Source organism: Frateuria terrea (assembly GCF_900115705.1).
Taxonomy (GTDB): Bacteria; Pseudomonadota; Gammaproteobacteria; order Xanthomonadales; family Rhodanobacteraceae; genus Frateuria_A; species Frateuria_A terrea.
On sequence record NZ_FOXL01000005.1, the window covers coordinates 255,610 to 277,205 of the forward strand.

A 21,596-nucleotide genomic window follows, 5' to 3' on the forward strand; every position below is an offset into this window, starting at 1 on the left:
ATCAGAACAGGTACTTCACCTGCAGGTTGACTTCGCGGCCTTCCAGCGGACGGGCCAGGATCACGCCCGTGGTGCCGGCGGCCGAACCGAAGATGCGCGAGTTGCTCTCGGTCAGGCCCAGCTCGTTGGTCATGTTGGTGCCCTGCAGCCGCAGCTGCCAGCTCTGCTGGATGTTGGCGACGATGCCGAAGTCCCAGGTGTGGTAGCTGCCCAGCTGCTGCAGGCCGGAGATGTCCTGCGTGTGCGCACCGACGTGGGTGAAGGTGACGAACGCCAGCACGTCGCCCCAGCCGAACGGGATCTTGTAGCTGGGCGTGAACATGTAGCGCACCTTCGGCTGGCGCTGCAGCTGCACGCCGTTGATCAGCGCGCAGCCGTTGCCGGCGACCGGGTTGGTGTACGGCAGGCACGAGTTGTTGTGCGAGTAGTGGCCGTCGAGGTAGTTGCCGACCAGCTGGAACTTCAGGTTCTCGATCGGGCTCCAGGCGGTGTTGACGTTGATGCCCTTCGAATCGGAGCCGTAGGTGCTCTGCGGGCCGTTGGGCACGCCGGCCGCGTCGGTGGGCTGGTACAGCAGGCCGTTGAACTGGCGGTGGTAGGCGCTCAGGTCCAGGAACCACTGCTCGCTTTGGTACTTGAAGCCGCCTTCGAAGTTCTGGATCTTCTGGATTGGCGCGGTGTTGCCGGTGGTGTTGCCGCGGATGCCGTTGTCGAAGTCGTCGAAGTGGCCGCCCTGGTTGGCGCGGATGTAAACGCTCATGTTGTCGGCGAGCTCGTAGTTCACGCCGAAGGTCCACGACGGGTGGGTCTTGTCGTAGCGGGTATGGGCGAAGGTGCCGTCGCACACCGGCACGGCGTTGTCGTACTTGGTGTTGTCGTTGCCGTCCAGGTTCTGGTTGGCGAGGTTGCAGACGTCGTTGTAGGCGTCCTGGTTCTCGATGCGCCCGGACAGGTCGATCAGCCACTTGCCGACGCGCCAGATGTCGGACAGGTAGAACGCCTTGTTGTTGGCCACGCCGTGCTGGGCGATGTTGAAGCCGCCGTAGTCGAGGAAGCCCTGGTTGTCGGTCAGCTGGTTGAGGCCGCTGGCGTCGACGTAGCTGACCGTGATCGGCCGCGCGTTGGGCGTGTTGGTCATCAGCATCTGGTTGCCCAGCGCCCACTGGTCGTCCATGGTGTAGTGCGCCAGGTACAGGCCGGCGGTGAGGGTGTTGCCCTCGAAGACTTCCTTGCTCAGGCGGAAGTCGTTGCTCATGTTCTTCAGGTGCTTGTGGATGAACCACCAGCCCTGGTGGATCACGCTCTGGTTGGGATCGACCGCGCCGCCGCCGACGTAGGTGGCGGTCGCCGAGCCCGGCGCCAGGTTGAACGCGCCGATCTGGCTTTGGTCGGTGTAGAGCATGTCGTTGAGGCTGCCCGGGTTGGTGCCGGAGAACAGCGCGTTGGTATCGGCATCGCCGCTGTCGAGCAGGAACTTGTCCGACAGGTTCCAGCCGTTGCCCAGGTCGTAGTCGAAGTTGCCGCCGAAGAAACCGAACTTGGCACCGCGGCCATTGGCAAGGTTCGCGTCCCGGCCACCACCCGGATAGCCACGCAGGAACACGTGCTGGATCGCCGGGCCGTTGTAGGTATCGGTCAGCGGATCAAAGCCGGGATAGGCGCTGAAATGGTCGGTGCCGCTCTGGATCAGCGGGATGGGCGTGATGAACTGGTTGCGGTCGTTGAGGTAGCGGGCGTACAGCGTCATCGAGCCGTTGTCGCTGTCGTGGGTGAACGTGCCGGTGAACTGGCCACCCTTGTCCGCGGCGAACTTGGGATCACGCACGCCATCGGAATCGCGGTAGAAGCCGCCGATGCTGCCGTAGGTGTCCTTGCCCAGCGGAAAACCGAAGAAGCCGTCGACGCGGCGCAGGTTCTCGTTGCCGTAGGTGACGCCGACGCTGCCGGACGGCACCTCGGTGCCCTGCTTGAGGATGAAGTTCGCGGTTGCGCCGATCTGGCCGTCGCCGAACACCACCGACGGACCGCCCTGCACGATCTCGGCGCGATCGACGGTGTCGTCGAGGCGGAAGATCGACGTGGTCTCGAAGAACGACAGCGTGGGCATGCCGTACAGCGGCGAGCCCATCATCTGCGTGCTGAAGTAAGGCGCATCGCCACCGCCGGGGAAGCCGGCGATCTCGATGTTGGCGCCAGTCTGGCCGCCGGTGGACTCGGGCCAGAGGCCGGGCGAGATCTTGAGCAGGTCCGCCGTGCTCTTGGGATTGGCCATCTTGATCTGTTCGGCAGTCGCCGTGGTCACCGTGTAGCTGGTGTCGATCTTCTTCAGGCCGCCGGTGGCGGTGTTGCCGGTGACCACCACCTGCTCGAGGCTCTTGGCGTTGGCGGCGCTCGGTTTCTGCTGCGCCTTGCTGGTGGTGGGCGGCGCGGTGTTCTGCGCCTGGTCGTCGTTCTGCGCCAGCGCAAGGCTGGGCATCAGGCAGGCGGCTATCGCCGCGGATAAGGCCAGTCGCACATGCTTGTTCATCAGCTTCGCTCCCCGCATAAGTCGATGTCTGACGGCATGGACCGCGCTCGCGCAGCCTGCCGCTTCGCCGTTGTTGCGCCCCACTTCTTCTGTGCCTTGCAGCCGCGGCATCACGCCGCAGCGCGCACATGTTTGCCCTGCTTTGACAGCGCTGTCAATTCGCCGTGCAACATGCGCGCCTCAGGCGTGCAGGCGGCCTCCAGCCTGTACTGGAGCGGTGGACTCGCGCAGCTGCAGCGAAAACGGCGCCTGCACCATCGCGCCCGAACCGCGTCCGCGCAGGATGTCGAGCAGTTGCAAGGCGGCGATGCGCCCCATCTCGCGGCTCGGCTGATGGATGGTGGTAAGCGTGGGCCAGATCTGGCAGGCGATCGGGGTATCGTCGAAGCCGCACACCGACACGTCGCCAGGCACCGAAAGCCCGTGCTCGCCCGCCGCCCAGATCACCCCCGCCGCCATGTCGTCGTTGGCCGCGAACACGGCGGTCGGCCCGCGCCCGCGTGGCAGCGAGAACAGCCGCCGCGCTGCCGCCACGCCGGCACCGAAGGAAAAATCGCCCGGCACTTCCAGCTCCGGATCACGTTCGATCCCGGCCGCGGCCAGCGCCTGGCGGTAGCCGGCCAGCCGCCACTGGCTGGCGCCATGGTCGGGATGTCCGATCACGTGCGCGATGCGCCGATGGCCGAGCTCCAGCAGCCTGGCCATCATCTGCCGCGCCGCTTCCGGCTCGTCGATGAAGGCGCCGATGTTGCCGGCGCGCTCGATCGGCGAAATGCAGGCGTACAGCACGCGCCGCTCGCGCAGACGCTGCAGCAGCCCGGGGTGGTCGGTGATCGGCGGGGTCAGTACCAGGCCGTCGGGCCGGTGGTGCAGGATCAACCGGTCGACGCGCTCGACGAAGTCGCCCTCGCCCACGTGCAGCGGGCGCACCATCATGCTGTAGTGGTGCAGGTCGCACGCCTCCAGCACGCCGGCCTGGATCTCGGTGAGGTAGTTGGACGAGGGGTTGTCGTACAGCGTGGCGATCAGGAACGAGCGGTTGCTGGCCAGGCTGCGCGCCGACTGGTGCGGGCGGTAGTCCATCGCCGCCATCGCCGCAAGCACCTTCTCGCGCGTGCGGGCACGCACGTTCGCTTCGTCGTTGAGCACACGGGAGACGGTCTTGGGGGACACTCCCGCGGCGCGTGCCACATCTTCCAGGCGTACCCGCATGGCGCGTCCTGCCTCGACAACCGGTGGCGGTCGACTATGCGTGCTGCGCCCGCCAGGCACAAGCCGACGGTTGAGGCAGCCCGGCCCGGACAATGCGGCGCGCAACTGTCTCTTGCTCAAATGACACGCGGGCCCGCCGCCAGGCCGCCACGGCCATCGGCGCGAATGCTCCTACAAAGGATCCAGCGACAGGCTGCTGCTGAATTCCCTCGCCTGCCCGCTCAGCGGATCGACGAACGCCAGCCCACGCGCAAGCAGCTGCAGCGGATGCTCAAAGCCCGGTTCGGGTTCGCATAGCCGCGGATAAAAACGGTCATGCTGGATCGGCGCGCCGAGCGCGGCCATGTGTACGCGCAACTGGTGCTTGCGGCCGGTGCGGGGCTCCAGCGCATAGCGCCACCGTTGCGGCCCCCGCTCGATCACCTCCAGGCGCGTCTCGCTGTTCGCTTCGCCGTCGACCTCGCGCATGCGGAAGAACGGCTCGCCCGCCTCCAGCCGCGAGCGGCGCACGTGCGGGAAATCCAGCCACGGCAGCGGCGCGGCGAGCGCCTCGTAACGCTTGCTGATGCGCCGGTCGCGGAACAGCGACAGGTACGCGTCGCGCGTGGCCGCTTGCGCCGAGAAAAGCACCAGCCCGGCGGTGTCGCGGTCGAGCCGGTGCAACGGCACCAGCGCCGGGTTGCCCAAGCGGCGGACCAGCCGCGCCAGCAAGGTCTGCTGCACGTAAACCCCGGCCGGGATCACCGGCAGGAAGGGCGGCTTGTCGACCACCACCAGGTGCTCGTCGGCATGCAGCACGATTTCCTCGCCCGGCACCGGCGGCTCGCTTGCGACCTCGCGGAAGTAGCGCAGCTTCATGCCGGCACGGTGCGGCGTGCGCTCGTCGATCGGCGTGTCGCGGGCATCCAGCACGCGGCCGCGACGCACGCGGTCCAGCCACTGCTCGCGGGGAATGCGGGGAAAGCAGGCACACAGGCCGTCCAGCGCGGTCGGCCAATCGCCTTCGGGCAGGTGCACGGTGCTGGGAGCGGTGGCGTGGATCATCGACCACGAGCTTAGCGCGGGCCCGTGCGGCGGCGGGGCGTACAATGGCCGATTGCCACACAACCAGGCACGCCCATGGCCCTCAACGCCACCATCCACAAGGCCGAGCTGTCGATAAGCGACATGGACCGGCACTACTACGCCACCCACGCGCTCACCCTCGCCCGCCATCCGTCCGAAACCGAGGAGCGTCTGATGGTGCGCCTGCTCGCCTTCGCACTGCACGCCGACGATCGGCTGGAGTTCGGCAAGGGCATCAGCGACGAGGACGAGCCGGCGCTGTGGCGCCGCGCATACACCGACGAAGTCGAGCAGTGGATCGAACTTGGTCAGCCGGACGAGGCGCGCGTCCGCAAAGCCTGCGGCCGCGCCCGCCAGGTCGTGGTGATGAATTACGGCGGACGCGCCGCCGACATCTGGTGGGACAAGGTCGGCGCCGCGCTCTCGCGCAACGACAACCTGGCCGTGCTCGACATCGACGAGGCCACCGTGCGCCAGCTCGCCGCCCTGTGCGAGCGCGGCATGCGGATGCAGTGCCTGATCCAGGACGGCGAACTGCAGCTGATCAGCGGTGACACCACCATCGCCGTCAGGCCGCGCGCCCGCATGGGCGAATATGCCGCCGCCTGACCAGGAGCCACCCATGCACGCCGGCCCGCGCCCGCGTACCGCCCTGCTGCTGATGGACCTGCAGCAATCGATCCTGCAGAACTATCCGGACGGCGGCCTGCTCGAGCGCATCCGCACCGCACTCGCCGCCGCCCGGCGTGCCGCCCTGCCCGTAGTGTGGGTACGGGTCTGCTTCCGGCCGGGCTACCCGGAAGTGTCGCCGCACAACGTGCGTTTCTCGGAGGTGCGCCAGACCGGCCGCCTGCTCGAGAGCGATCCGGGGAGCGACATCCATCCTTCGCTCGACGTGCAGCCACAGGACGTGGTGGTGACCAAGCGCCGCATCGGCGCGTTCGCCGGCAGCGACCTGGAGGTGGTGCTGCGTGCGGCGGGCATCGAGTCGCTGGTCCTGGCCGGCGTCGCCACCAGCGGCGTGGTGCTTTCGACCGTGCGCCTGGCCGCCGACATGGACTACCGCCTCACCGTGCTGGCCGACGGCTGCGCCGATGGCGACCCGGAAGTCCATCGCGTGCTGACCGAAAAAGTGTTTCCCAGGCAGGCCACCGTGCAGACGGTCGGTGCATGGGTGGACAGTCTCTCCGGCTAGCGCGACTTCGTGCCCGCGGCCTTACCCTTCGCCGTACTCGTCGTGCCGGCGCCACCAGCAGTACGGCTCGGTCTGCGGCCAGCCGGCCGGCGAGTCTTCCCAGCACTCCTGGCGACCCAGCGGCGTGAGGTCCAGCAGGTTGAAGTCCAGCCGCAGGCGATCGACGCCGCGTGAGGTGGTGAAGTAGCTGCGGAAGATCGCGTCGCCATCGCGCAGGAACACGCTGAGGCCGAAGCCGCCGTCCAGGCCGCAGGCTTCGTTGAACGCATTGCCGAAGGCGGCATACCAGGGCACCTGCCACCCCATGCGCTCGCGATAGGCGGCCAGGCGCGCGTACGGCGCCGGGGTGACCAGCGCCAGGGTGGTGCCACGCGCATGCAGGTGTTCCAGGCGGCCGATGTTGTCGGCAAAGCCCGAGCAGCCCACGCAGAAATCCTCGCCCGGCGGCATGAAGTGGTAGACCACCAGTTGGCGGCGTCCACCGAACAGGCCGACCAGGCCGAGCTCGCCAGCCGGACCCTGGAAGCGGAAGTCGCCGTCGAAGCGCACCATCGGCAAACGCCGGCGCTCGGCAGCCAGTGCGTCGAGCGCGCGGGTGGCGTCCTTTTCGCAGGTCCGCAGCCGGTCGAGCGCTGCCTGCCAGTCGGCCGTGGATGCCACGGGTGGAATGCCGTTCATCGCTGCTCTCCTGTTCCGGCCGCATCGGACCGCCATTCCACGTCGGGCGACGCGCGCTGTTCTCGACAGGTAGAGCCGTGCCGGAAACCCGTTCATGCCTGGCATGGGCAAGTTGGCGCGCAAGTCCGTATAATTGCGGGGTTTACCCCTCCGAAACTTACGTGGCGGCTGTGCAAGCGCCGCCCGGGCCTGTGCCATGTCCATCGAAAAACTGCGCAATATCGCCATCGTCGCCCACGTCGACCATGGCAAGACCACCCTCGTCGACCAGCTGCTGAAGCAGTCGGGCACCCTGTCCGAACGCACGGTACTGGCCGAGCGCGTGATGGACTCCAATGACCAGGAAAAGGAACGCGGCATCACCATCCTGGCCAAGAACACGGCCATCACCTGGCAAGGCAACCGCATCAACATCGTCGACACCCCGGGCCACGCCGACTTCGGCGGCGAGGTCGAGCGCGTGCTGTCGATGGTCGACACGGTGCTGATCCTGGTCGACGCGATGGACGGCCCGATGCCGCAGACCCGCTTCGTGACGCAGAAGGCGTTCGCGATGGGCTTCAAGCCGATCGTGGTGATCAACAAGATCGACCGCCCCGGTTCGCGCCCGGAGTGGGTCGTCGAGCAGGTGTGGGACCTGTTCGACCGCCTCGGCGCCACGCCCGAGCAGATGGATTTCCCGATCGTCTACGCCTCGGCGCTGAACGGCTACGCCTCGCTCGACGAGAACGCCCGCGAAGGCGACATGACGCCGCTGTACGAAGCGATCATGCAGCACGCGCCCAAGCCGGAGGTCGACCCGGAAGGCCCGTTCCAGATGCGCATCAGCCAGCTGGACTACAACAATTTCGTGGGCGTGATCGGCATCGGCCGGATCCAGCGCGGCACGCTGAAGAAGAACATGCCGGTCGCGGTGATCGACCGCCACGGCAAGAAGCGCCAGGGCAAGGTGCTGCAGGTGCTGGGCTTCATGGGCCTGGAACGCATCGAGCAGGACAGCGCCGAAGCCGGTGACATCGTCGCCATTTCGGGCATCGCGGACCTGACCATTTCCGACACCGTCTGCTCGCTGGACAAGCCCGAGGCACTGCCGGCGCTGACGGTGGACGAGCCGACCATTTCGATGACTTTCCAGGTCAACAACTCGCCGTTCGCCGGCAACAAGGATCTCTCCGGCGGCAAGTTCCTGACCAGCCGCCAGCTCAAGGACCGCCTCGAGCGCGAGCAGGTGCACAACGTGGCGCTGCGCGTCGAGCAGGGTTCGGACGCGGACAAGTTCCTCGTCTCCGGCCGCGGCGAGCTGCACCTGTCGGTGCTGATCGAGAACATGCGCCGCGAGGGCTACGAGCTCGCCGTGTCGCGTCCGGAAGTCATCATCAAGGAGATCGACGGGCAGAAGATGGAGCCGTTCGAGCAGCTGGTGGTCGACGTGGAGGAGATCCACCAGGGCCCGGTGATGGAACGCCTGGGTGTGCGCAAGGGCCAGCTCAAGAACATGGAGCCGGACGGCAAGGGCCGCGTGCGCCTGGAATACATGATCCCGGCGCGCGGCCTGATCGGCTTCCAGAACCAGTTCAAGACCCTGACCCAGGGTTCGGGCCTGCTGTTCCACGTGTTCGACCACTACGGTCCGAAGGAAGAAGGCCAGATCGCCAAGCGCCAGAACGGCGTGATGATCGCCAACGCCGGCGGCACCACGCCCGCCTACTCGCTCGGCCCGCTGCAGGAGCGCGGCAAGCTGTTCGCCGCCGAAGGCGACAACGTGTACGAAGGCCAGCTGGTCGGCATCCACGCCAAGGACAACGACCTGACCGTCAACGCGATCAAGCCCAAGCCGCTGACCAACATGCGCGCCTCGGGCAAGGACGATGCGATCCAGCTCACCCCGGCGATCAAGTTCTCGCTGGAGCAGGCGCTGGACTTCATCGACGACGACGAACTGGTCGAGGTCACGCCGAAGGAAATCCGCCTGCGCAAGAAGCACCTGACCGAGAACGACCGCAAGCGGGCCTCGCGCGCAGCCTGAGCGCGCGCTCCATCCTTACGACGAAGCCGCCGCAAGGCGGCTTTTTCGTGCGTGCACGCAAAAACTACATTCGTGCGGGCAACGTCACGAGAGCCGGCGCGGGGGCGCCGGCGAGACAAGGGAGCAGTCATGGAGATTTCGAGCAGCCGACCGGTGTCCTTCACCCAGGTCGGCAACGAGCTGGATGGCTTGAAGAACGAAGTGGAAGCCATGTCGCTGGTGCTGCGCGCGCTGATCGAGTCGCATCCGGCGCCGGCCGAGCTGGTCAAGCGATGGCGTGCGCTCAGCCGCGAACCGATCGACCAGACCCGGCCCAAGGGTTGCCACCAGGGCGTGCTGACGCGGCAGGAGCGGCTCTACCAGACGCTGCAACGCTGGTCGCATACCGTCCACAGCGCCGAAACATCCGACTCCCTCTCCCCGCCGGGGAGAGGGCTGGGGTGAGGGGCCGCGCTCGCCGCGATCCACGAGGGTACCTGCCTAGCGGTTGTCCCCTTTCGGAAACTTCACCCGCTCCGGCTCGGCATTGAGGCGCGCCAACATGGTGCCGATCAGGCGCGTCTTGACGCTGCCGGCCTGCCGTGGATCGACCACGTAGCGCACGATCGCGTCGACCCAGGTATTGGCGTCGATGCGGAACAGCACCGATGGCCGCTCGTTCACCTGCAACTCGTCCACTGGCGTCTTCGCCAGCACCTCGCGGAAGGTGCGCACGCGCTCGAGCATCGCCTCGCCCAGCTCCTCCTCGGCCGCTTCGCGCATCACCTGCGCCACGAAGGCGAAATCGCAGTCGTAGGCGACCTGGAACTTGATCTCGTTCCACACGTACGGGAACACCGGCCACGAATAGTTGTAGACCGCGGTGGTCAGCACGTTGGCGTTGGGGAACTTGATGATCCGCCCGCTTGGATGGTCGGAGGACAGGTACGGCCCGCCAACCTCCCACAGCGTGGTGTCGAGGTAGGTCACGTCGATCACGTCGCCCGTGGCATCGCCGATCTGGATGCGGTCGCCCACGCGGTAGGGCTCGCGCACGAGGATGTAGAGCCAGCCGATGAAGCTGGTGATTGGCGTCTGCAGCGCGAAGCCCAGCACCAGCGAGATCAGCCCCAGCGAGGCAACCGCGGCGTACCAGTTGGCGAACAGCACCGACACCACGATCAGCGCCAGCACGATGGAGAGCACAAGCCGCAGGATGCGCTTGAGGTTGTAGCGCGTCACCGCCGTCTGCGCCCGTTCGATCGCCAGGGCCTGAACCAGCCGCGAGGCCGACAGCGTCAGCACGATCGCCATCGCCCCCACGGTGGCGCGCCGGGCCAGCGGCAGGTAGCGGCCGAGGATGCCGAAGAACTCCAGCCGCAGGAGATAGAACAGCACGCACAGCGCGGCCAGCACCAGCGCGTAAATACCCAACCAGAGCTTGTGTTCCGAGCGCACCGGGCGCTTGTGCTTGTGATGCGTGGCCGTGCTGGTGGCCAGCGCACGGCGCACATCGGCGCGGCGTTCCACCCTGCGTACCGCCTTGTCGGTCATGCGCACTCCCATGGAACCCGGCAACGCGGCACAGCAGACAACCCCGGCGGTGCCGGTCAGGTGAAGGCATTGACCCTCGCTGCACGCCGGTACCGGATGATGAGTCCGGTAGCCCCCGTGCTGCATCACACCGTGGCCCCAGGAGACGCGATGCCGGCCGAACCCGTAAGCACCGGCGACATCTGCTCGCCACCGCGACCCGACTGGAAGCGGCGCCTGGTGTGGGTGGGCCTGGGCGCCCTTGCGGCGCTGGTGATCGGCGTGCTGGCGCTCAACCTGATTCCGCAGACCCAGCAACTGGTGCATCCGCTGGGCCCCCTGAGCCCGGTGGACAGCCCGCAGTTCCGCCGCGAGATCGGCAACCTGCTCGGGCCCACCATCGTCGACGGCAACGCGGTGGAGGATTTCCAGAACGGGGCGGAAATCTTCCCGGCGATGCTGGAGGCGATCCGCTCGGCGCAGTCCAGCGTCGACATGGAGACCTACATCTACTGGTCGGGCCACGTCGCCGACGAGTTCGTCAAGGCGCTCACCGAGCGCGCCCGCGCCGGCGTGCGAGTGCACGTGATCGCCGACTGGGTCGGCTCGACCAGGATGCATGACGACGTGGTCGAGGCACTCCGCGCCGGCGGCGTGCACTTCGAATACTTCCATCCGCTGCGCTGGTACGACATCGACCGCTTCAACAACCGCACCCACCGCAAGTTGCTGATCGTCGACGGGCGGGTGGCCTTCACCGGCGGTGTGGGTATCGCCGACGAATGGAACGGCCACGGCGACAAGCCGGGCATCTGGCGCGACATGCAGATCCGCGTCATCGGTCCCGGCGCGTTGCAGATGCAGGCGGTGTTCGAGGACAACTGGATCGCCACCACCGGCCAGGCCCTGCTGGGCGCCCAGTACTACCCGCAGGTCCCCGCGGCAGGCGACGTGGCCGTGCAGACGGTCGCCAGTTCGCCCGAGGGCGGCAGCGAGAACCTGCAGCTGATGTACCTGATGGCGATCGACGGCGCGCGCCGGTCGATCGATCTGGAGGCAGCCTATTTCGTGCCCGACGAACTCACCATGGCCGCCCTGAAGCGCGCGCTCGGGCGCGGCGTGCGCATCCGCCTGGTGGTGCCCGGTCCCTACGTCGACAGCGAGCTCATCAAGAACGCGTCGCAGACCCGGTGGGGCGAGATGCTGCGGGCCGGCGCGCGCATCTGGCGCTTCCAGCCGGCGATGTTCCACAACAAGCTGATGATCGTGGACGACTATCTCACCATCGCCGGCAGCGCCAACTTCGACAACCGCTCCTTCAGCCTCAACGACGAATCGAACGTGCTGGTGTTCGACCGCGGCTTCGCCGCCAAGATGACAGCCGTCGTCGAGCGCGACATCGGTCAGTCAAGGGAGCTCTCCCTGGAGCAATGGCGACACCGCCCGTGGACGCGCCGCGTGCTGGACTGGCTCTCCGCGCTGGGCGCGACCCAGTACTAGGAGGATGCCGATGCCCGCCCGCAAACCGCTCAAGGTCGCCACCTTCAATATCAACGGCGTGCGTACGCGACTGGCCTCGCTGCTGGCCTGGCTCGAACGCGAGAAACCGGACGTCGCCTGCCTGCAGGAGCTCAAGGCGCCGGACGAGGCCTTCCCTACCGAGGCCATCCGCGATGCTGGCTACGGCGCGATCTGGCACGGCCAGCGTTCGTGGAACGGCGTGGCGATCCTGGCCCGCGGCATGGAACCGCTGGAAAGCCGCCGCGGCCTGCCGGGCGACTCCGGGGACACGCAGAGCCGCTACCTGGAAGCGGCTGCGCACGGCCTGATCGTCGGCTGCCTCTACCTGCCCAACGGCAACCCGCAGCCGGGGCCGAAGTTCGATTACAAGCTGGCCTGGTTCGACCGCTTCATCGAGTACGCGCAGGGGCTCATCGACAGCGAGCATCCGGTGGTACTGGCCGGCGACTACAACGTGGTCCCCACCGACGAAGACATCTACAACCCGCGCTCCTGGCGCAAGGACGCCCTGCTGCAGCCGGAAAGCCGCGAGCGCTACGCAGACCTGCTGGCGCAGGGCTGGACCGATTCGCTGCGCCAGCAGTTCGGCGAGGAACGGGTGTACACGTTCTGGGATTACTTCCGCCAGCACTGGGAGCGCAACTCGGGTCTGCGCATCGATCACCTGCTGCTCAACCGTGCGCTGGCCCCGCGGCTGAAGGACGCCGGCGTCGATCGCTGGGTACGCGCCCTGCCGCATCCGAGCGACCACGCGCCCACCTGGATCACCCTCGGCCACGGCAAGGCCGGCTGAGCCCGGGACGCGCGCGCGGCCCTTGCATGGCCGTCGCACCGGGGGCAACGGCCGGCCCCGCTCGCCCTGGATGATCGTGGAACTGCGTTCGGCCTGCCGTCACGGGCGTTTGCCCGGCGGTGGCTACCCTTGCGCCACCCGGCAATGGCAGAGTGGCCCCGTCCTAGCACCTGGAGCATCCATGCGCCTCCTGCCCTGCCTCGCCGGCTTCGCGCTGGCCGCCTCCTGCCTGGCCGCCCAGGCTGCCGATACCCTCGCCGCCGGCGCCTACGCGCGCGATCCGGCGCAACCGATCGACCGGGCCTACACCGCGCAGATCGGCAAGTTCACCACCGATGCGAGTTTCAACACGCCGCTGACCGATTACCTGCCCGCCTCATCCAGCGTACCGACGCCGCTGCAGGTGCTCGGCCACATCGCCGGCGCGGCCGATTGGCTGCCCTACTCGGCCGACGTCTACCGCTACTTCCGGGCCCTTGATAGCGCCAGTCCCCGCGTGAAGGTATTGACCATCGGCAAGACCGAGGAAGGCCGCGAGATGATCGCCGTGGCGATCGCCGACCAAGCGCTGCTGGCCAACCTCCAGGCCAACGACGCACGCCTGGCGCAGCTGGCCGACCCGCGCACCATCGGCATGGACGACGCGAAGGCCGATGCGCTGGTCAAGCAGACCACGCCGGTCTACTACCTCACCGGCTCCATCCACTCGACCGAGACCGGCGCACCCACCGCGCTGATGGAGCTTGCCTACCGCCTTGCCGTGGACGACGCCCCGTACATCCGCAGCATCCGTTCGCACGTGATCACCCTGATCACGCCGATCGTCGAGGTGGACGGCCGCGACCGCATGGTCGACCTCTACAACTGGCACAAGGCCAACCCCGGCAAGGATTACCCGCACCTGCTCTACTGGGGCCACTACGTCGCGCACGACAACAACCGCGACGCCATGGGCATGACCCTGGCGCTCACCCGCAACGTCGCCGACACCTTCATCGGCTGGCATGCGCAAGTACTGCACGACCTGCACGAGTCGGTGCCATTCCTCTACGACAATACCGTCGGCGACGGCCCGTACAACGCGTGGATCGATCCGATCCTCACCGGCGAATGGCAGCAGCTGGGCTGGGACAACGTGCAGAAGATGACCCAGCTGGGCCTGCCCGGCGTGTTCACCCATGGCGACTTCGACACCTGGAGTCCCGGCTACCTGATGTTCATCGCCGCCATGCACAACGGCATCAGCCGCCTGTACGAGACCTTCGGCAACGGCGGCGCCGACACGCGCAAGCGGATCCTCGATCCGTCCGAATACGAGCGCACCTGGTACCGCCCCAACCCGCCGCTGCCGGAGGTGACCTGGTCGCAGCGCGACAACAACAACTACGAGCAGGCCGGCGTGCTCACGGCGCTGGACTACTTCGCGCACAACAGCCAGGCGTTCCTCAAGAACTTCTACCTGAAGGCCAAGCGCTCGATCGAGAAGCCCACCGAGGCGGGCCCTGCCGCCTACGTGCTGCCGGGCGACGAGAAGCGCAGCGGCACCCAGGCCCAGTTGCTGCGCGTGCTCGAGCGCCAGCACGTGGAGATCAGCCGCGCCAGCGCGCCTTTCAGCGTGATCCTTCCCGCCGGCGCCGACGGCAAGAAGCAGACGCGCCGCTTTCCCGCCGGCAGCTACGTCATTCGCATGGACCAGCCCTACTCGCGCATCGCCGACGCCCTGCTCGATAGGCAGTACTGGTCGCCCAAGGACCCTCAGCAGCATCCCTACGACGACACCGGCTGGTCGATGGGCGATCTGTTCGACGTCCAGGTGGTGCGCGTCACCGCCCCGGACGTGCTCAAGACGCCGATGGCGAGGCTGGACAAGCCGGTGGACGTGCCGGCGGGTCTGGCCGGCGTCGACGTGGCAAACGGCAAGCTGCCGCGCATTGCGTTGATGCACACCTGGTTCGGCACGCAGACCGGGGGCTGGTGGCGCATGGCGCTGGATCAGCTGGGCCTGCATTACGACTACATCAGCACGCAGGACGTCGCGCGCATGGGCGACCTGCGCGCGAGGTACGACGCGATCCTGTTCGCCCCCATCGGCGGCGCCAGCCTGCGCCGCATCGTCGACGGCCTGCCGATGTGGGGCAATCCGATGCCCTGGCAGACCAGCGCGCTGACGCCCAACCTGGGCCACATCGACAGCACGCCGGACATCCGCCCGGGCCTGGGAGAAGCGGGCCTGGCCAAGCTCAAGCGTTTCGTGCATGAGGGCGGCCTGCTGGTCACCGCCGAGGACACCGCGCAGTTCGCCATCGACGCCGGGCTGGCGCCGGGCGTCTTCACCACGCGTACGACCAAGCTCAAGGTGGTCGGCAGCGTGCTGCAGGCGGACGTCGTCGACCGCGACAGCCCGATCGCCGCCGGCTACGCCGACCACCTGGCGCTGTACAGCTCGGACGGCCAGTCCTTCACTGTGTCCAACCTGGTGACCGGCGACGGTGGCCTGCCCAGCGCCCGTGATGCCGAACGCCCGACCGGGCGCGGCGGCCCCCGGGACAAGGATGCTCCCCAAGGCCGCCCGTTCGCCGCCCCGCCCGCGCTGCCCGATGCCAAACCGTGGCAGGCGCTGCCGCTCAACGAGGACCAGGCTTACAACAATCCGTGGGTAATTCCGCAAGGCCAGCGCCCACGGGTGATCCTGCGTTTCGCCGACGCCAAGCGGCTGCTGATTTCCGGCCTGCTCGACGGCGGCAGCGAGATGGCCGAGCACGCGGCGGTGGTCGACGCGCGCTACGGCATGGGTCACGTGCTGCTGTTCGCCGGCAATCCGATCTGGCGCGGGGAGACTTTGGGAAGCTATCCGCTGGTGCTCAACGCCTTGACGCACTTCGATCGGCTGGACACGGGGCGCTGAAGCCGAAGCGGCCCCCGACTTCGGCGCCGTGCGCCTACGCCCAGGGCGAACGGTTGGATAGTTCCGTTCGTGCCGAGCGTAGGCCGAAGGCCAGAGTCGAAGCACCGGCCAAGTCCGAACCCTCGCCTCGAGGGAGAGCTCTCGAAGACACGCCTGCCTGAACACCGCAGCCCCCGCTCACGGCTTTTTCATCGCCCATTGCCGTTGGCGCCCGAAAACTCGAGCGCATGACCCCGACCGAGGAACGGCCATGAAAAAATTCGCTTCGATGACCCTCGCGCTGGCCCTGGGCGCTTCCGGCGCGGCGCTGGCGCAGCAGGCGATGACCGAGGCCCAGGTACGCCAGACGCTGATCCACCAGGGCTATACCGACATCGACGACCTCAAGTTCGACGGCGGCGTGTGGCGCGCCAAGGCGGACAGCGCCGATGGCAGCGACGTCAAGCTGCGCGTCGATCCGAAGACCGGCAAGGTGTACCCGGACAAGGAGGTCTCGCGCCTGAGCGAGGACGACGTACGCGCCGCGCTCGCCACGCAGGGCTACAGCAACGTGCACGACGTCGACTTCGACGACGGCGTGTGGCATGCCAAGGCGGACGACAAGAACGACCACCGCGTGAAACTGACCGTCGATCCGGCCAACGGCCACGTGATCGATAGCGAGGATTGACGCTTCAGCGCGCCGGCGCGCCCGCAGCGGGGTTGAGCGCCTGGTCCGTGGGCGCCGAGCGGAACTGGTGCCGCCAGCGCAGCGCGCCCAGCACCAGCAGCACCAGCAGTGCCACCAGCAGCAGGATCAATCCGCGCCGGCGCTTGCCCTTGTTCTTCATGCCGCCACCGTAGCCGGGCGATTGTCGCCGCCGCGTGCGCATCGAGACGCCTAGCCGACCAGTTCCCAGCGCCCCAGCACGCGGTACTCGGTGCGTCCGAGCAGGCTGTGGACCAGCACGAACTCGCGTGCCGTCCAGCCGAGCGGCTCGACCGGCTGCGCCGGGACGCGGCGGGCGTCGTACAGCAGCGTCACGTGCGGCACGAACGCACGCTCGCGCCGTCCCAGTCCCGCGACGGCGAGCCGCGCGCCCAGCCCTGCATGCAGCATGGCCAGGCCGGTCGCCGCACCTGCGCCAAGCAGCACGAACGGGTGCTTGCCAGGGCGGCCGGCGAAACTGGCCACGCGATCGAAGCACGTTTCGAACGCGCCCATCGCGATGCCGGCCGCAGCGGCGCGCGCATCATCCACTCGCTGCTGCGGAACGCCGGCGAAGTCGCCCAGGTGATGCAGCGTCACGTGCAGGTGTGAGGTCGGCCGCGGCCGGCCTTTTAGGCCCAGGCGCCCGCGCAGGTCGGCGGCAAGCTCCGCCAGCTGGGCGGCCGAGGCCGGCGGCGGCATCACGGCAAAGAACAGGCGGTCGGTCGGATGGGGCGCGGCAAGGCCGTCCAGGGAAGTCTGCTGCATGGGAACCGGCACGAAGCAAGGGGCCACCATTGTAGAAGCCTGCCGTGGTACAGCCCGCGCGCTGCACGCCCGCACGTGGGCGTGTGCCGAAGCGGTGCACAATAGCCGATCCCATCAGCGAGCCTTCCCATGCCGAAGATCGACACTTCCAGCGTTCCCGAGCGCCGCGGCTCGGGCTATCCCGCCCCCTACGCGCAGGCCGCGGCGGGCCGCATCAAGCAGGCGCTGGGCGATGCCGGCGGCCTGTCCGACTTCGGCGTCAACCTGAGCCGCCTGCCGCCCGGCGGCTGGTCGAGCCAGCGCCACTGGCACAGCCGGGAGGACGAGTTCGTCTATGTGTTGTCGGGCGAACTGGTGCTGGTCACCGAGGCCGGCGAGCAGCCGTTGCGCGCGGGCGACTGCGCCGCCTTCGCCAAGAACGTCGCCGACGGGCACCACCTGATCAACCGCGGCAACGAAACGGCCGTCTATCTGGAGATCGGCACGCGCTCGGCCGACGACGCCTGCCACTACCCGGACATCGACCTGTACGTCGAAGGCGACGGCGATTACACCCACAAGGACGGCACGCCCTACTAGGGCGCCATTCCAGGCCATCGTCGCCGGCCCCGGGATGGCCATGTCAGGCTTCGTGCCCGCAACCGCATGGATCGCGGTGGCCCGACGCGGGCGTCTCGCGGCAGTGGTCGCTGCAGCAACTGTCGCCGCCCGGCGCGGTCGTTGGCAGGAACGCGCCATAGAGGTAGCCGTTGTCTGATGCAGCGCCTGTCTGCGCGATAGCGGGCTGCGCGATGCCGCGCGGCGCATCGCGCCTCCCTGCCCTGGCTCAGCCAAGGGCCACCGCAAGGGGGGTGCGGGGAGCCGGGGTGCCACCACCGGCGAGGGAAGTGCGATGCGCCAACGGATCGGAGCGTGCCCGCCGCGGCGTGAAGGCGCCGGCGAGGAATCGCGCAGCGTGCGTCACTTGTCGCGCAGCGCCTCGACCTGGATGCGCAGGGCCACCTGCATGTCGAAGCCGTAGTGCTTGCCGGCATCCAGCCCGAAGGCGCTGCGGTCGAAGCTGCCCAGCGCGTCGGCCCCGCACCACTCGCGCTTGAGGATCGGATGCGGCATGCACTTGAAGTGGTCGATGCGAAGCTCGATCGGACGGGTAACGCCGTGCAGGCTCAGCGTGCCTTCCACGCGCGTCGGTGCGCCATCGACGAAGCCGGCGAGGCGCCCCTTGAAGACAGCGCGGGGATGGTGCGCGACGTCGAAGAAATCCTTGCCGCGGGCCCAGGCATTGAGCGGCTCCTGTCCGAAATCGATGCTGTCCAGCGCGACGCTCACCTGGAGCGCGCCATTGCCGCCGGCCTTGTCCAGCTCGACCCAGCCCTGGCTGTGGTTGAACTTGCCGCGCCAGGTGGAGATGCCCATGTGGTCCGCTTCGAAGCTCGGATAGGTGTGATCGGGGTCGAGCGTGTAGCGCGCCGACGCGGCCGAGGCGACGAAGGAGAGCAGCAGCACCAAGGGCAACAGGCGGCGGACGAGGCGAAGCGAAACGTGCATGGCGGTTCCTGGTGGCCGGCGCCGGCGGCGCCTTCGTGGGGATGACGGGCAGGCACGGCGGGAATCGACATACCCTCGAGCAACCGGGGAGACCGGAGGTCACTTCCGCCGCATCGGCCTGCGTACGGAAAAACCTTCCGCGTCAGCTTTTTACGGAAGATGCATGCTGCCATGATGCCGATGCGGTCGGCACCGGAGCCTTTCATGGTTCAGAGCACGCGCCACTCTTCCTCCTGGCCGGTGGGCCCGGGCGAAATGGCCGAGTGCATCCGCCGGCACGACTGGGCCGCCACCGCGCTGGGCCCGATTGCCGGCTGGCCGCCGCACCTGCGCACCGCGCTCGACATCTGCCTGGCCTCGCCCATCCCCACCGCGATCCTGTGGGGCGATGAGCGTCTGCAGCTGTACAACGACGCCTATCGCCCGATTGCGCGAGAACGGCATCCGGCCATCCTCGGCCGTCCGGTGTTCGAGAACTGGCCCGACGCGCGCGAACTGATCCGTCCGATGCTCGACCGGGTGTTCGCCAGCGGCGAGCCCACCCTGGCGGAAAACTGGCCGGTGTTGCTGGACGGACCGGCCGGCGCACCGGTAGAGCGCTTTTTCACCTTCAGCTTTTCCGCTATCCGTGACCGCTATGGTGGGGTCGGCGGTGCGTTGCACACCGCCATCGAAAACACCGCGCGGGTCCGTGCCGGGCAACGCCTGCGCGAGCTGACGAATGATGCCGGCCTGGGTACGGACTTCCGTGCGCTGTTCCAGGCAGCCCCGGCGCCCCTGTTGTTGCTCGCCCCTCCGGACTTCCACGTGGTCGCGGCCAACGACGCGATGCTGCGCGCCAGCGGCGAACCGCCGGAGAGGCTGTTGGGGCGGCCGGTCTTCGAATTGTTCGCGCGCTGGCCCAACGGCGGGTCGATCGAGCCGCCATTGCGCGCGTCGCTGGAGCGGGTGCTCGTCCGCCGCACCCCGGACAGCCCGTCGATGGTGGCGCAGCACGGCTTGCCCGGCGGCCCGGGACCGCGCTGGTGGAGCGTCATCAACACGCCCGTGCTCGATCAGCGCGGGGAGGTCGCGCTGATCATCCAGCGTGCCGAGGACCTGACCGAACTGGTTCGCCTGCGCAGCGCCAGCGAGGCGCAGGCCCAACTCGACAGCGATCAGCAGGCACTGATGGCACGCCTGCGCGAGGCCGTCGGCGCCAACACGGGCGGATGGCCGCGAGAGGAGGAGCAGGCCCCGCAACCGCAGGCTCACCTGCTCGGCGCGGTGCTCGATTCGATCTGCGACTACGTCTACGCGTTCGACCGCGAGCACCGCCTGGCCTATGCCAACCGCGCAACGCGGGAGCTGTTCGGCCCGGAGCACGATCCGATCGGCAGGACCTTGCGCGAACTGGGTTATCCGCGTGCGCTGGCGCAGCGCCTGGACGGCCATATCCAGCGCATCCTCGAAACCGGTCAGACAATCGAGGACGAGGTGTTATTCACCAGCCCCGCCGGCACGCGAGCCTGTTACCAGTTCGTGTGGGGACCCGTGCGCGGCGGCGAGGGCGGGGTCGAGCGCGTGGTCGGCGTGTCGCGCGACATCAGCGAGCGCCGCCGCATGGAGGAACGCCTGCGCCAGGGCGAGGCGCGGCAATCCTTCCTGCTGCAGATGGGCGACCGCATCCGCGGCCTCAACGACGCCGGGGTGCTCATGGCGACGGTCAGCGACATGGTGGGCCGCCACCTGCGCGTGGGACGCTGCGGCTACGGCGAGGTGACCGACTGCGGCCAGTTCTTTCTCGTCGAGCGCGACTGGACCGACGGCGTGATGCCGAGCCTGGCCGGGCGCGCGCAGCTGGCTGAATTCGGCGAAGCGGTAGTGACACAGTACCGCGCCGGCCAGACCGTGGTACTCGACGACACGCTGGAGGACGCGCGCACGCGCGGTGCCGAGCAGGCCTACGCCGGGGCCGGCCGCGTACGGGCCGGCGTGGGCGTACCGCTGGTCAAGGGCAACCGCTTCGTGGCCGCCTTCTATGTCCACCAGAGTCGGCCGCGGCACTGGCGCGACGAGGAAGTCGCCCTGCTCGGCGAGGTCGCCGAGCGCACTTGGGCGGCGGTGGCGCGCGCCCGCGCCGAACGCGCACTGCGCGAGAGCGAGCAGCGCTACCGCGCACTGTTCGACGCCATCGACGAGGGCTTCTGCCTGATCGAGAAGGTCGATACCGCGCCTGGTCAGCCCTCGGACTACCGCTACCTGGTGACCAACCCGGCGTTCGCCAGGCACACCGGCATCGGCGGAGTGGTCGGCCGGACCATGCGCAAGGTGTTCCCTGACGCGGCGCCGTCCTGGTACGGCACCTTCGACAGCATCATCGACAGCGGCGAGGCGTTCCGCTTCGAGCACGGCCTGATCACCCACGGCCGCGTGTTCGACGTCTACGCCTGCCGCCTGGACGACGGCACGCGCCGGCGCGTGGCGGTGATCTTCAACGACATCACCGAGCGCAAACGCCACGAACAGCACCAGCGGCTGCTGCTGCACGAACTCAACCACCGCGTGAAGAATACCCTGGTGACGGTGCAGTCGATGGCGATGCAGACTTTCCGTCCCGGCGCTGATCCTGAGCAGGCGCGGGAGCAGTTCGAGGGGCGCCTGATGGCGCTGTCGCGTGCACACGACATCCTCACCCGCGAGAGCTGGAGTGGCGCGTCGCTAGCCGCCATCGTGCAGGAAGCCATCGCGCCATACCGCGACCAGCGCCGCGAGCGGCTGTATGCGAGCGGCCCGCCGGTCTGGTTACCGCCGCGGCATGCATTGGCCTTTGCCATGGTGCTGCACGAACTGGGCACCAACGCGGTCAAGTACGGCGCACTGTCCAGCCGGGACGGCAGGGTCGACATCGGCTGGACCGCGAACGAGAGCCTGCGACTGCGTTGGGTCGAATCCGGTGGCCCCGCGGTGGTGCCACCGGCGCGGCGCGGCTTCGGCTCGCGGCTGATCGAGCGCGGCCTGCGCCACGAGATCGGCGGCCGGGTGATCCTGCAGTTCGCCGCCGGCGGCGTGGTCTGCACCATCGAGGCGCCGCTGCACCAGCCAGGCGAGGCTGGCGGCGGGGAACGCCAGGCTACGGAAAGCGCCGTGTGAGGCGACCTCGCCTCCCGCCAGGCCAA

At 68.2% G+C, this 21,596-nt stretch carries 17 protein-coding genes and 1 pseudogene; 10 read left to right on the forward strand and 8 right to left on the reverse strand.

Annotated elements, in window-relative coordinates; translation table 11 throughout:
- Position 1: 1 nt before the first annotated feature.
- The 3 genes from BMZ38_RS10300 to BMZ38_RS10310 all read right to left on the reverse strand — a co-directional run bounded on the left by BMZ38_RS10300 (position 2) and on the right by BMZ38_RS10310 (position 4,783).
- On the reverse strand, positions 2 to 2,527 hold the full coding sequence (locus tag BMZ38_RS10300) for a TonB-dependent receptor (RefSeq protein ID WP_245747308.1): 2,526 nt from the start codon (positions 2,525 to 2,527) through the stop codon (positions 2 to 4).
- Between the two features lie 180 nt (positions 2,528 to 2,707).
- Positions 2,708 to 3,739 carry a LacI family DNA-binding transcriptional regulator gene (locus BMZ38_RS10305; protein ID WP_091337067.1) on the reverse strand — a complete coding sequence of 344 codons (1,032 nt, stop codon included), beginning with the start codon at positions 3,737 to 3,739 and terminating at the stop codon, positions 2,708 to 2,710.
- A 171-nt stretch (positions 3,740 to 3,910) separates the two neighbouring features.
- The gene (locus tag BMZ38_RS10310; RefSeq protein ID WP_091337070.1) at positions 3,911 to 4,783 is read right to left on the reverse strand and encodes a pseudouridine synthase; all 873 of its coding nucleotides are present in this window, start codon (positions 4,781 to 4,783) and stop codon (positions 3,911 to 3,913) included.
- Between the two features lie 75 nt (positions 4,784 to 4,858).
- Between BMZ38_RS10310 and BMZ38_RS10315 the strand changes: the two genes are divergently transcribed.
- A complete protein-coding gene (locus BMZ38_RS10315) occupies positions 4,859 to 5,413 on the forward strand; it encodes a YaeQ family protein (RefSeq protein ID WP_091337072.1) in 555 nt (184 codons plus the stop codon).
- 13 nt (positions 5,414 to 5,426) lie between these two features.
- The gene (locus tag BMZ38_RS10320; RefSeq protein WP_091337074.1) at positions 5,427 to 5,999 is read left to right on the forward strand and encodes a cysteine hydrolase family protein; all 573 of its coding nucleotides are present in this window, start codon (positions 5,427 to 5,429) and stop codon (positions 5,997 to 5,999) included.
- 21 nt (positions 6,000 to 6,020) lie between these two features.
- Here BMZ38_RS10320 and BMZ38_RS10325 read toward each other — a convergent pair whose 3' ends face one another.
- A complete protein-coding gene (locus tag BMZ38_RS10325; RefSeq protein ID WP_091337076.1) occupies positions 6,021 to 6,677 on the reverse strand; it encodes a DUF899 domain-containing protein in 657 nt (218 codons plus the stop codon).
- Positions 6,678 to 6,873: 196 nt separating this feature from the next.
- On the opposite strand from BMZ38_RS10325, the gene typA reads away from it, so the two are divergent.
- Positions 6,874 to 8,703 (forward strand): translational GTPase TypA, encoded by a 1,830-nt coding sequence (gene typA / locus BMZ38_RS10330; RefSeq protein ID WP_091337078.1) that lies wholly within the window; start codon positions 6,874 to 6,876, stop codon positions 8,701 to 8,703.
- Between the two features lie 129 nt (positions 8,704 to 8,832).
- The gene (locus tag BMZ38_RS10335) at positions 8,833 to 9,147 is read left to right on the forward strand and encodes a hypothetical protein (RefSeq protein ID WP_091337080.1); all 315 of its coding nucleotides are present in this window, start codon (positions 8,833 to 8,835) and stop codon (positions 9,145 to 9,147) included.
- A 36-nt stretch (positions 9,148 to 9,183) separates the two neighbouring features.
- Here the strand turns inward: BMZ38_RS10335 and BMZ38_RS10340 are convergent, their stop codons facing one another.
- On the reverse strand, positions 9,184 to 10,236 hold the full coding sequence (locus tag BMZ38_RS10340; protein WP_245747307.1) for a mechanosensitive ion channel family protein: 1,053 nt from the start codon (positions 10,234 to 10,236) through the stop codon (positions 9,184 to 9,186).
- A gap of 216 nt (positions 10,237 to 10,452) precedes the next feature.
- Here BMZ38_RS10340 and BMZ38_RS10345 point away from each other — a divergent pair, with 216 nt between their 5' ends.
- The 4 genes and pseudogenes from BMZ38_RS10345 (at position 10,453) to BMZ38_RS10360 (ending at position 16,104) form a co-directional block, all read left to right on the forward strand.
- Positions 10,453 to 11,715: a phospholipase D-like domain-containing protein gene (locus tag BMZ38_RS10345; RefSeq protein WP_091337475.1), complete on the forward strand. Its 1,263-nt coding sequence runs from the start codon at positions 10,453 to 10,455 to the stop codon at positions 11,713 to 11,715.
- 10 nt (positions 11,716 to 11,725) lie between these two features.
- A pseudogene (xth, locus tag BMZ38_RS10350) lies at positions 11,726 to 12,508 on the forward strand (exodeoxyribonuclease III); the annotation flags it as partial.
- Positions 12,509 to 12,710: 202 nt separating this feature from the next.
- Positions 12,711 to 15,434 carry a M14 family zinc carboxypeptidase gene (locus tag BMZ38_RS10355; protein ID WP_091337086.1) on the forward strand — a complete coding sequence of 908 codons (2,724 nt, stop codon included), beginning with the start codon at positions 12,711 to 12,713 and terminating at the stop codon, positions 15,432 to 15,434.
- A 250-nt stretch (positions 15,435 to 15,684) separates the two neighbouring features.
- Entirely contained in the window at positions 15,685 to 16,104 is a 420-nt protein-coding gene (locus BMZ38_RS10360) for a PepSY domain-containing protein (protein ID WP_245747306.1), read from the forward strand.
- Between the two features lie 4 nt (positions 16,105 to 16,108).
- Here BMZ38_RS10360 and BMZ38_RS10365 read toward each other — a convergent pair whose 3' ends face one another.
- Together BMZ38_RS10365 and thpR are read right to left on the reverse strand one after the other, a co-directional pair.
- Positions 16,109 to 16,306 carry a hypothetical protein gene (locus tag BMZ38_RS10365; protein ID WP_091337088.1) on the reverse strand — a complete coding sequence of 66 codons (198 nt, stop codon included), beginning with the start codon at positions 16,304 to 16,306 and terminating at the stop codon, positions 16,109 to 16,111.
- A gap of 8 nt (positions 16,307 to 16,314) precedes the next feature.
- Positions 16,315 to 16,890, reverse strand: a complete 576-nt coding sequence (gene thpR / locus BMZ38_RS10370) for an RNA 2',3'-cyclic phosphodiesterase (RefSeq protein WP_091337479.1) — start codon at positions 16,888 to 16,890, stop codon at positions 16,315 to 16,317.
- 129 nt (positions 16,891 to 17,019) lie between these two features.
- Here thpR and BMZ38_RS10375 point away from each other — a divergent pair, with 129 nt between their 5' ends.
- Positions 17,020 to 17,469 carry a cupin domain-containing protein gene (locus tag BMZ38_RS10375; protein ID WP_091337090.1) on the forward strand — a complete coding sequence of 150 codons (450 nt, stop codon included), beginning with the start codon at positions 17,020 to 17,022 and terminating at the stop codon, positions 17,467 to 17,469.
- 381 nt (positions 17,470 to 17,850) lie between these two features.
- Here BMZ38_RS10375 and BMZ38_RS10380 read toward each other — a convergent pair whose 3' ends face one another.
- The gene (locus tag BMZ38_RS10380; RefSeq protein ID WP_091337092.1) at positions 17,851 to 18,438 is read right to left on the reverse strand and encodes a YceI family protein; all 588 of its coding nucleotides are present in this window, start codon (positions 18,436 to 18,438) and stop codon (positions 17,851 to 17,853) included.
- Between the two features lie 204 nt (positions 18,439 to 18,642).
- Here BMZ38_RS10380 and BMZ38_RS10385 point away from each other — a divergent pair, with 204 nt between their 5' ends.
- Positions 18,643 to 21,570 carry a PAS domain-containing protein gene (locus BMZ38_RS10385; protein WP_175483786.1) on the forward strand — a complete coding sequence of 976 codons (2,928 nt, stop codon included), beginning with the start codon at positions 18,643 to 18,645 and terminating at the stop codon, positions 21,568 to 21,570.
- Positions 21,571 to 21,596: the final 26 nt, after the last annotated feature.

Bases quoted from the DNA above. Each gene is read 5' to 3' on its own strand.
- BMZ38_RS10300 (WP_245747308.1), bottom strand. From the start codon at position 2,527: ATGAACAAGCATGTGCGACTGGCCTTATCCGCGGCGATAGCCGCCTGC.
- BMZ38_RS10305 (WP_091337067.1), bottom strand. From the start codon at position 3,739: ATGCGGGTACGCCTGGAAGATGTGGCACGCGCCGCGGGAGTGTCCCCC.
- BMZ38_RS10310 (WP_091337070.1), bottom strand. From the start codon at position 4,783: ATGATCCACGCCACCGCTCCCAGCACCGTGCACCTGCCCGAAGGCGAT.
- BMZ38_RS10315 (WP_091337072.1), top strand. From the start codon at position 4,859: ATGGCCCTCAACGCCACCATCCACAAGGCCGAGCTGTCGATAAGCGAC.
- BMZ38_RS10320 (WP_091337074.1), top strand. From the start codon at position 5,427: ATGCACGCCGGCCCGCGCCCGCGTACCGCCCTGCTGCTGATGGACCTG.
- BMZ38_RS10325 (WP_091337076.1), bottom strand. From the start codon at position 6,677: ATGAACGGCATTCCACCCGTGGCATCCACGGCCGACTGGCAGGCAGCG.
- typA (WP_091337078.1), top strand. From the start codon at position 6,874: ATGTCCATCGAAAAACTGCGCAATATCGCCATCGTCGCCCACGTCGAC.
- BMZ38_RS10335 (WP_091337080.1), top strand. From the start codon at position 8,833: ATGGAGATTTCGAGCAGCCGACCGGTGTCCTTCACCCAGGTCGGCAAC.
- BMZ38_RS10340 (WP_245747307.1), bottom strand. From the start codon at position 10,236: ATGACCGACAAGGCGGTACGCAGGGTGGAACGCCGCGCCGATGTGCGC.
- BMZ38_RS10355 (WP_091337086.1), top strand. From the start codon at position 12,711: ATGCGCCTCCTGCCCTGCCTCGCCGGCTTCGCGCTGGCCGCCTCCTGC.
- BMZ38_RS10360 (WP_245747306.1), top strand. From the start codon at position 15,685: ATGAAAAAATTCGCTTCGATGACCCTCGCGCTGGCCCTGGGCGCTTCC.
- BMZ38_RS10365 (WP_091337088.1), bottom strand. From the start codon at position 16,306: ATGCGCACGCGGCGGCGACAATCGCCCGGCTACGGTGGCGGCATGAAG.
- thpR (WP_091337479.1), bottom strand. From the start codon at position 16,890: ATGCAGCAGACTTCCCTGGACGGCCTTGCCGCGCCCCATCCGACCGAC.
- BMZ38_RS10375 (WP_091337090.1), top strand. From the start codon at position 17,020: ATGCCGAAGATCGACACTTCCAGCGTTCCCGAGCGCCGCGGCTCGGGC.
- BMZ38_RS10380 (WP_091337092.1), bottom strand. From the start codon at position 18,438: ATGCACGTTTCGCTTCGCCTCGTCCGCCGCCTGTTGCCCTTGGTGCTG.
- BMZ38_RS10385 (WP_175483786.1), top strand. From the start codon at position 18,643: ATGGTTCAGAGCACGCGCCACTCTTCCTCCTGGCCGGTGGGCCCGGGC.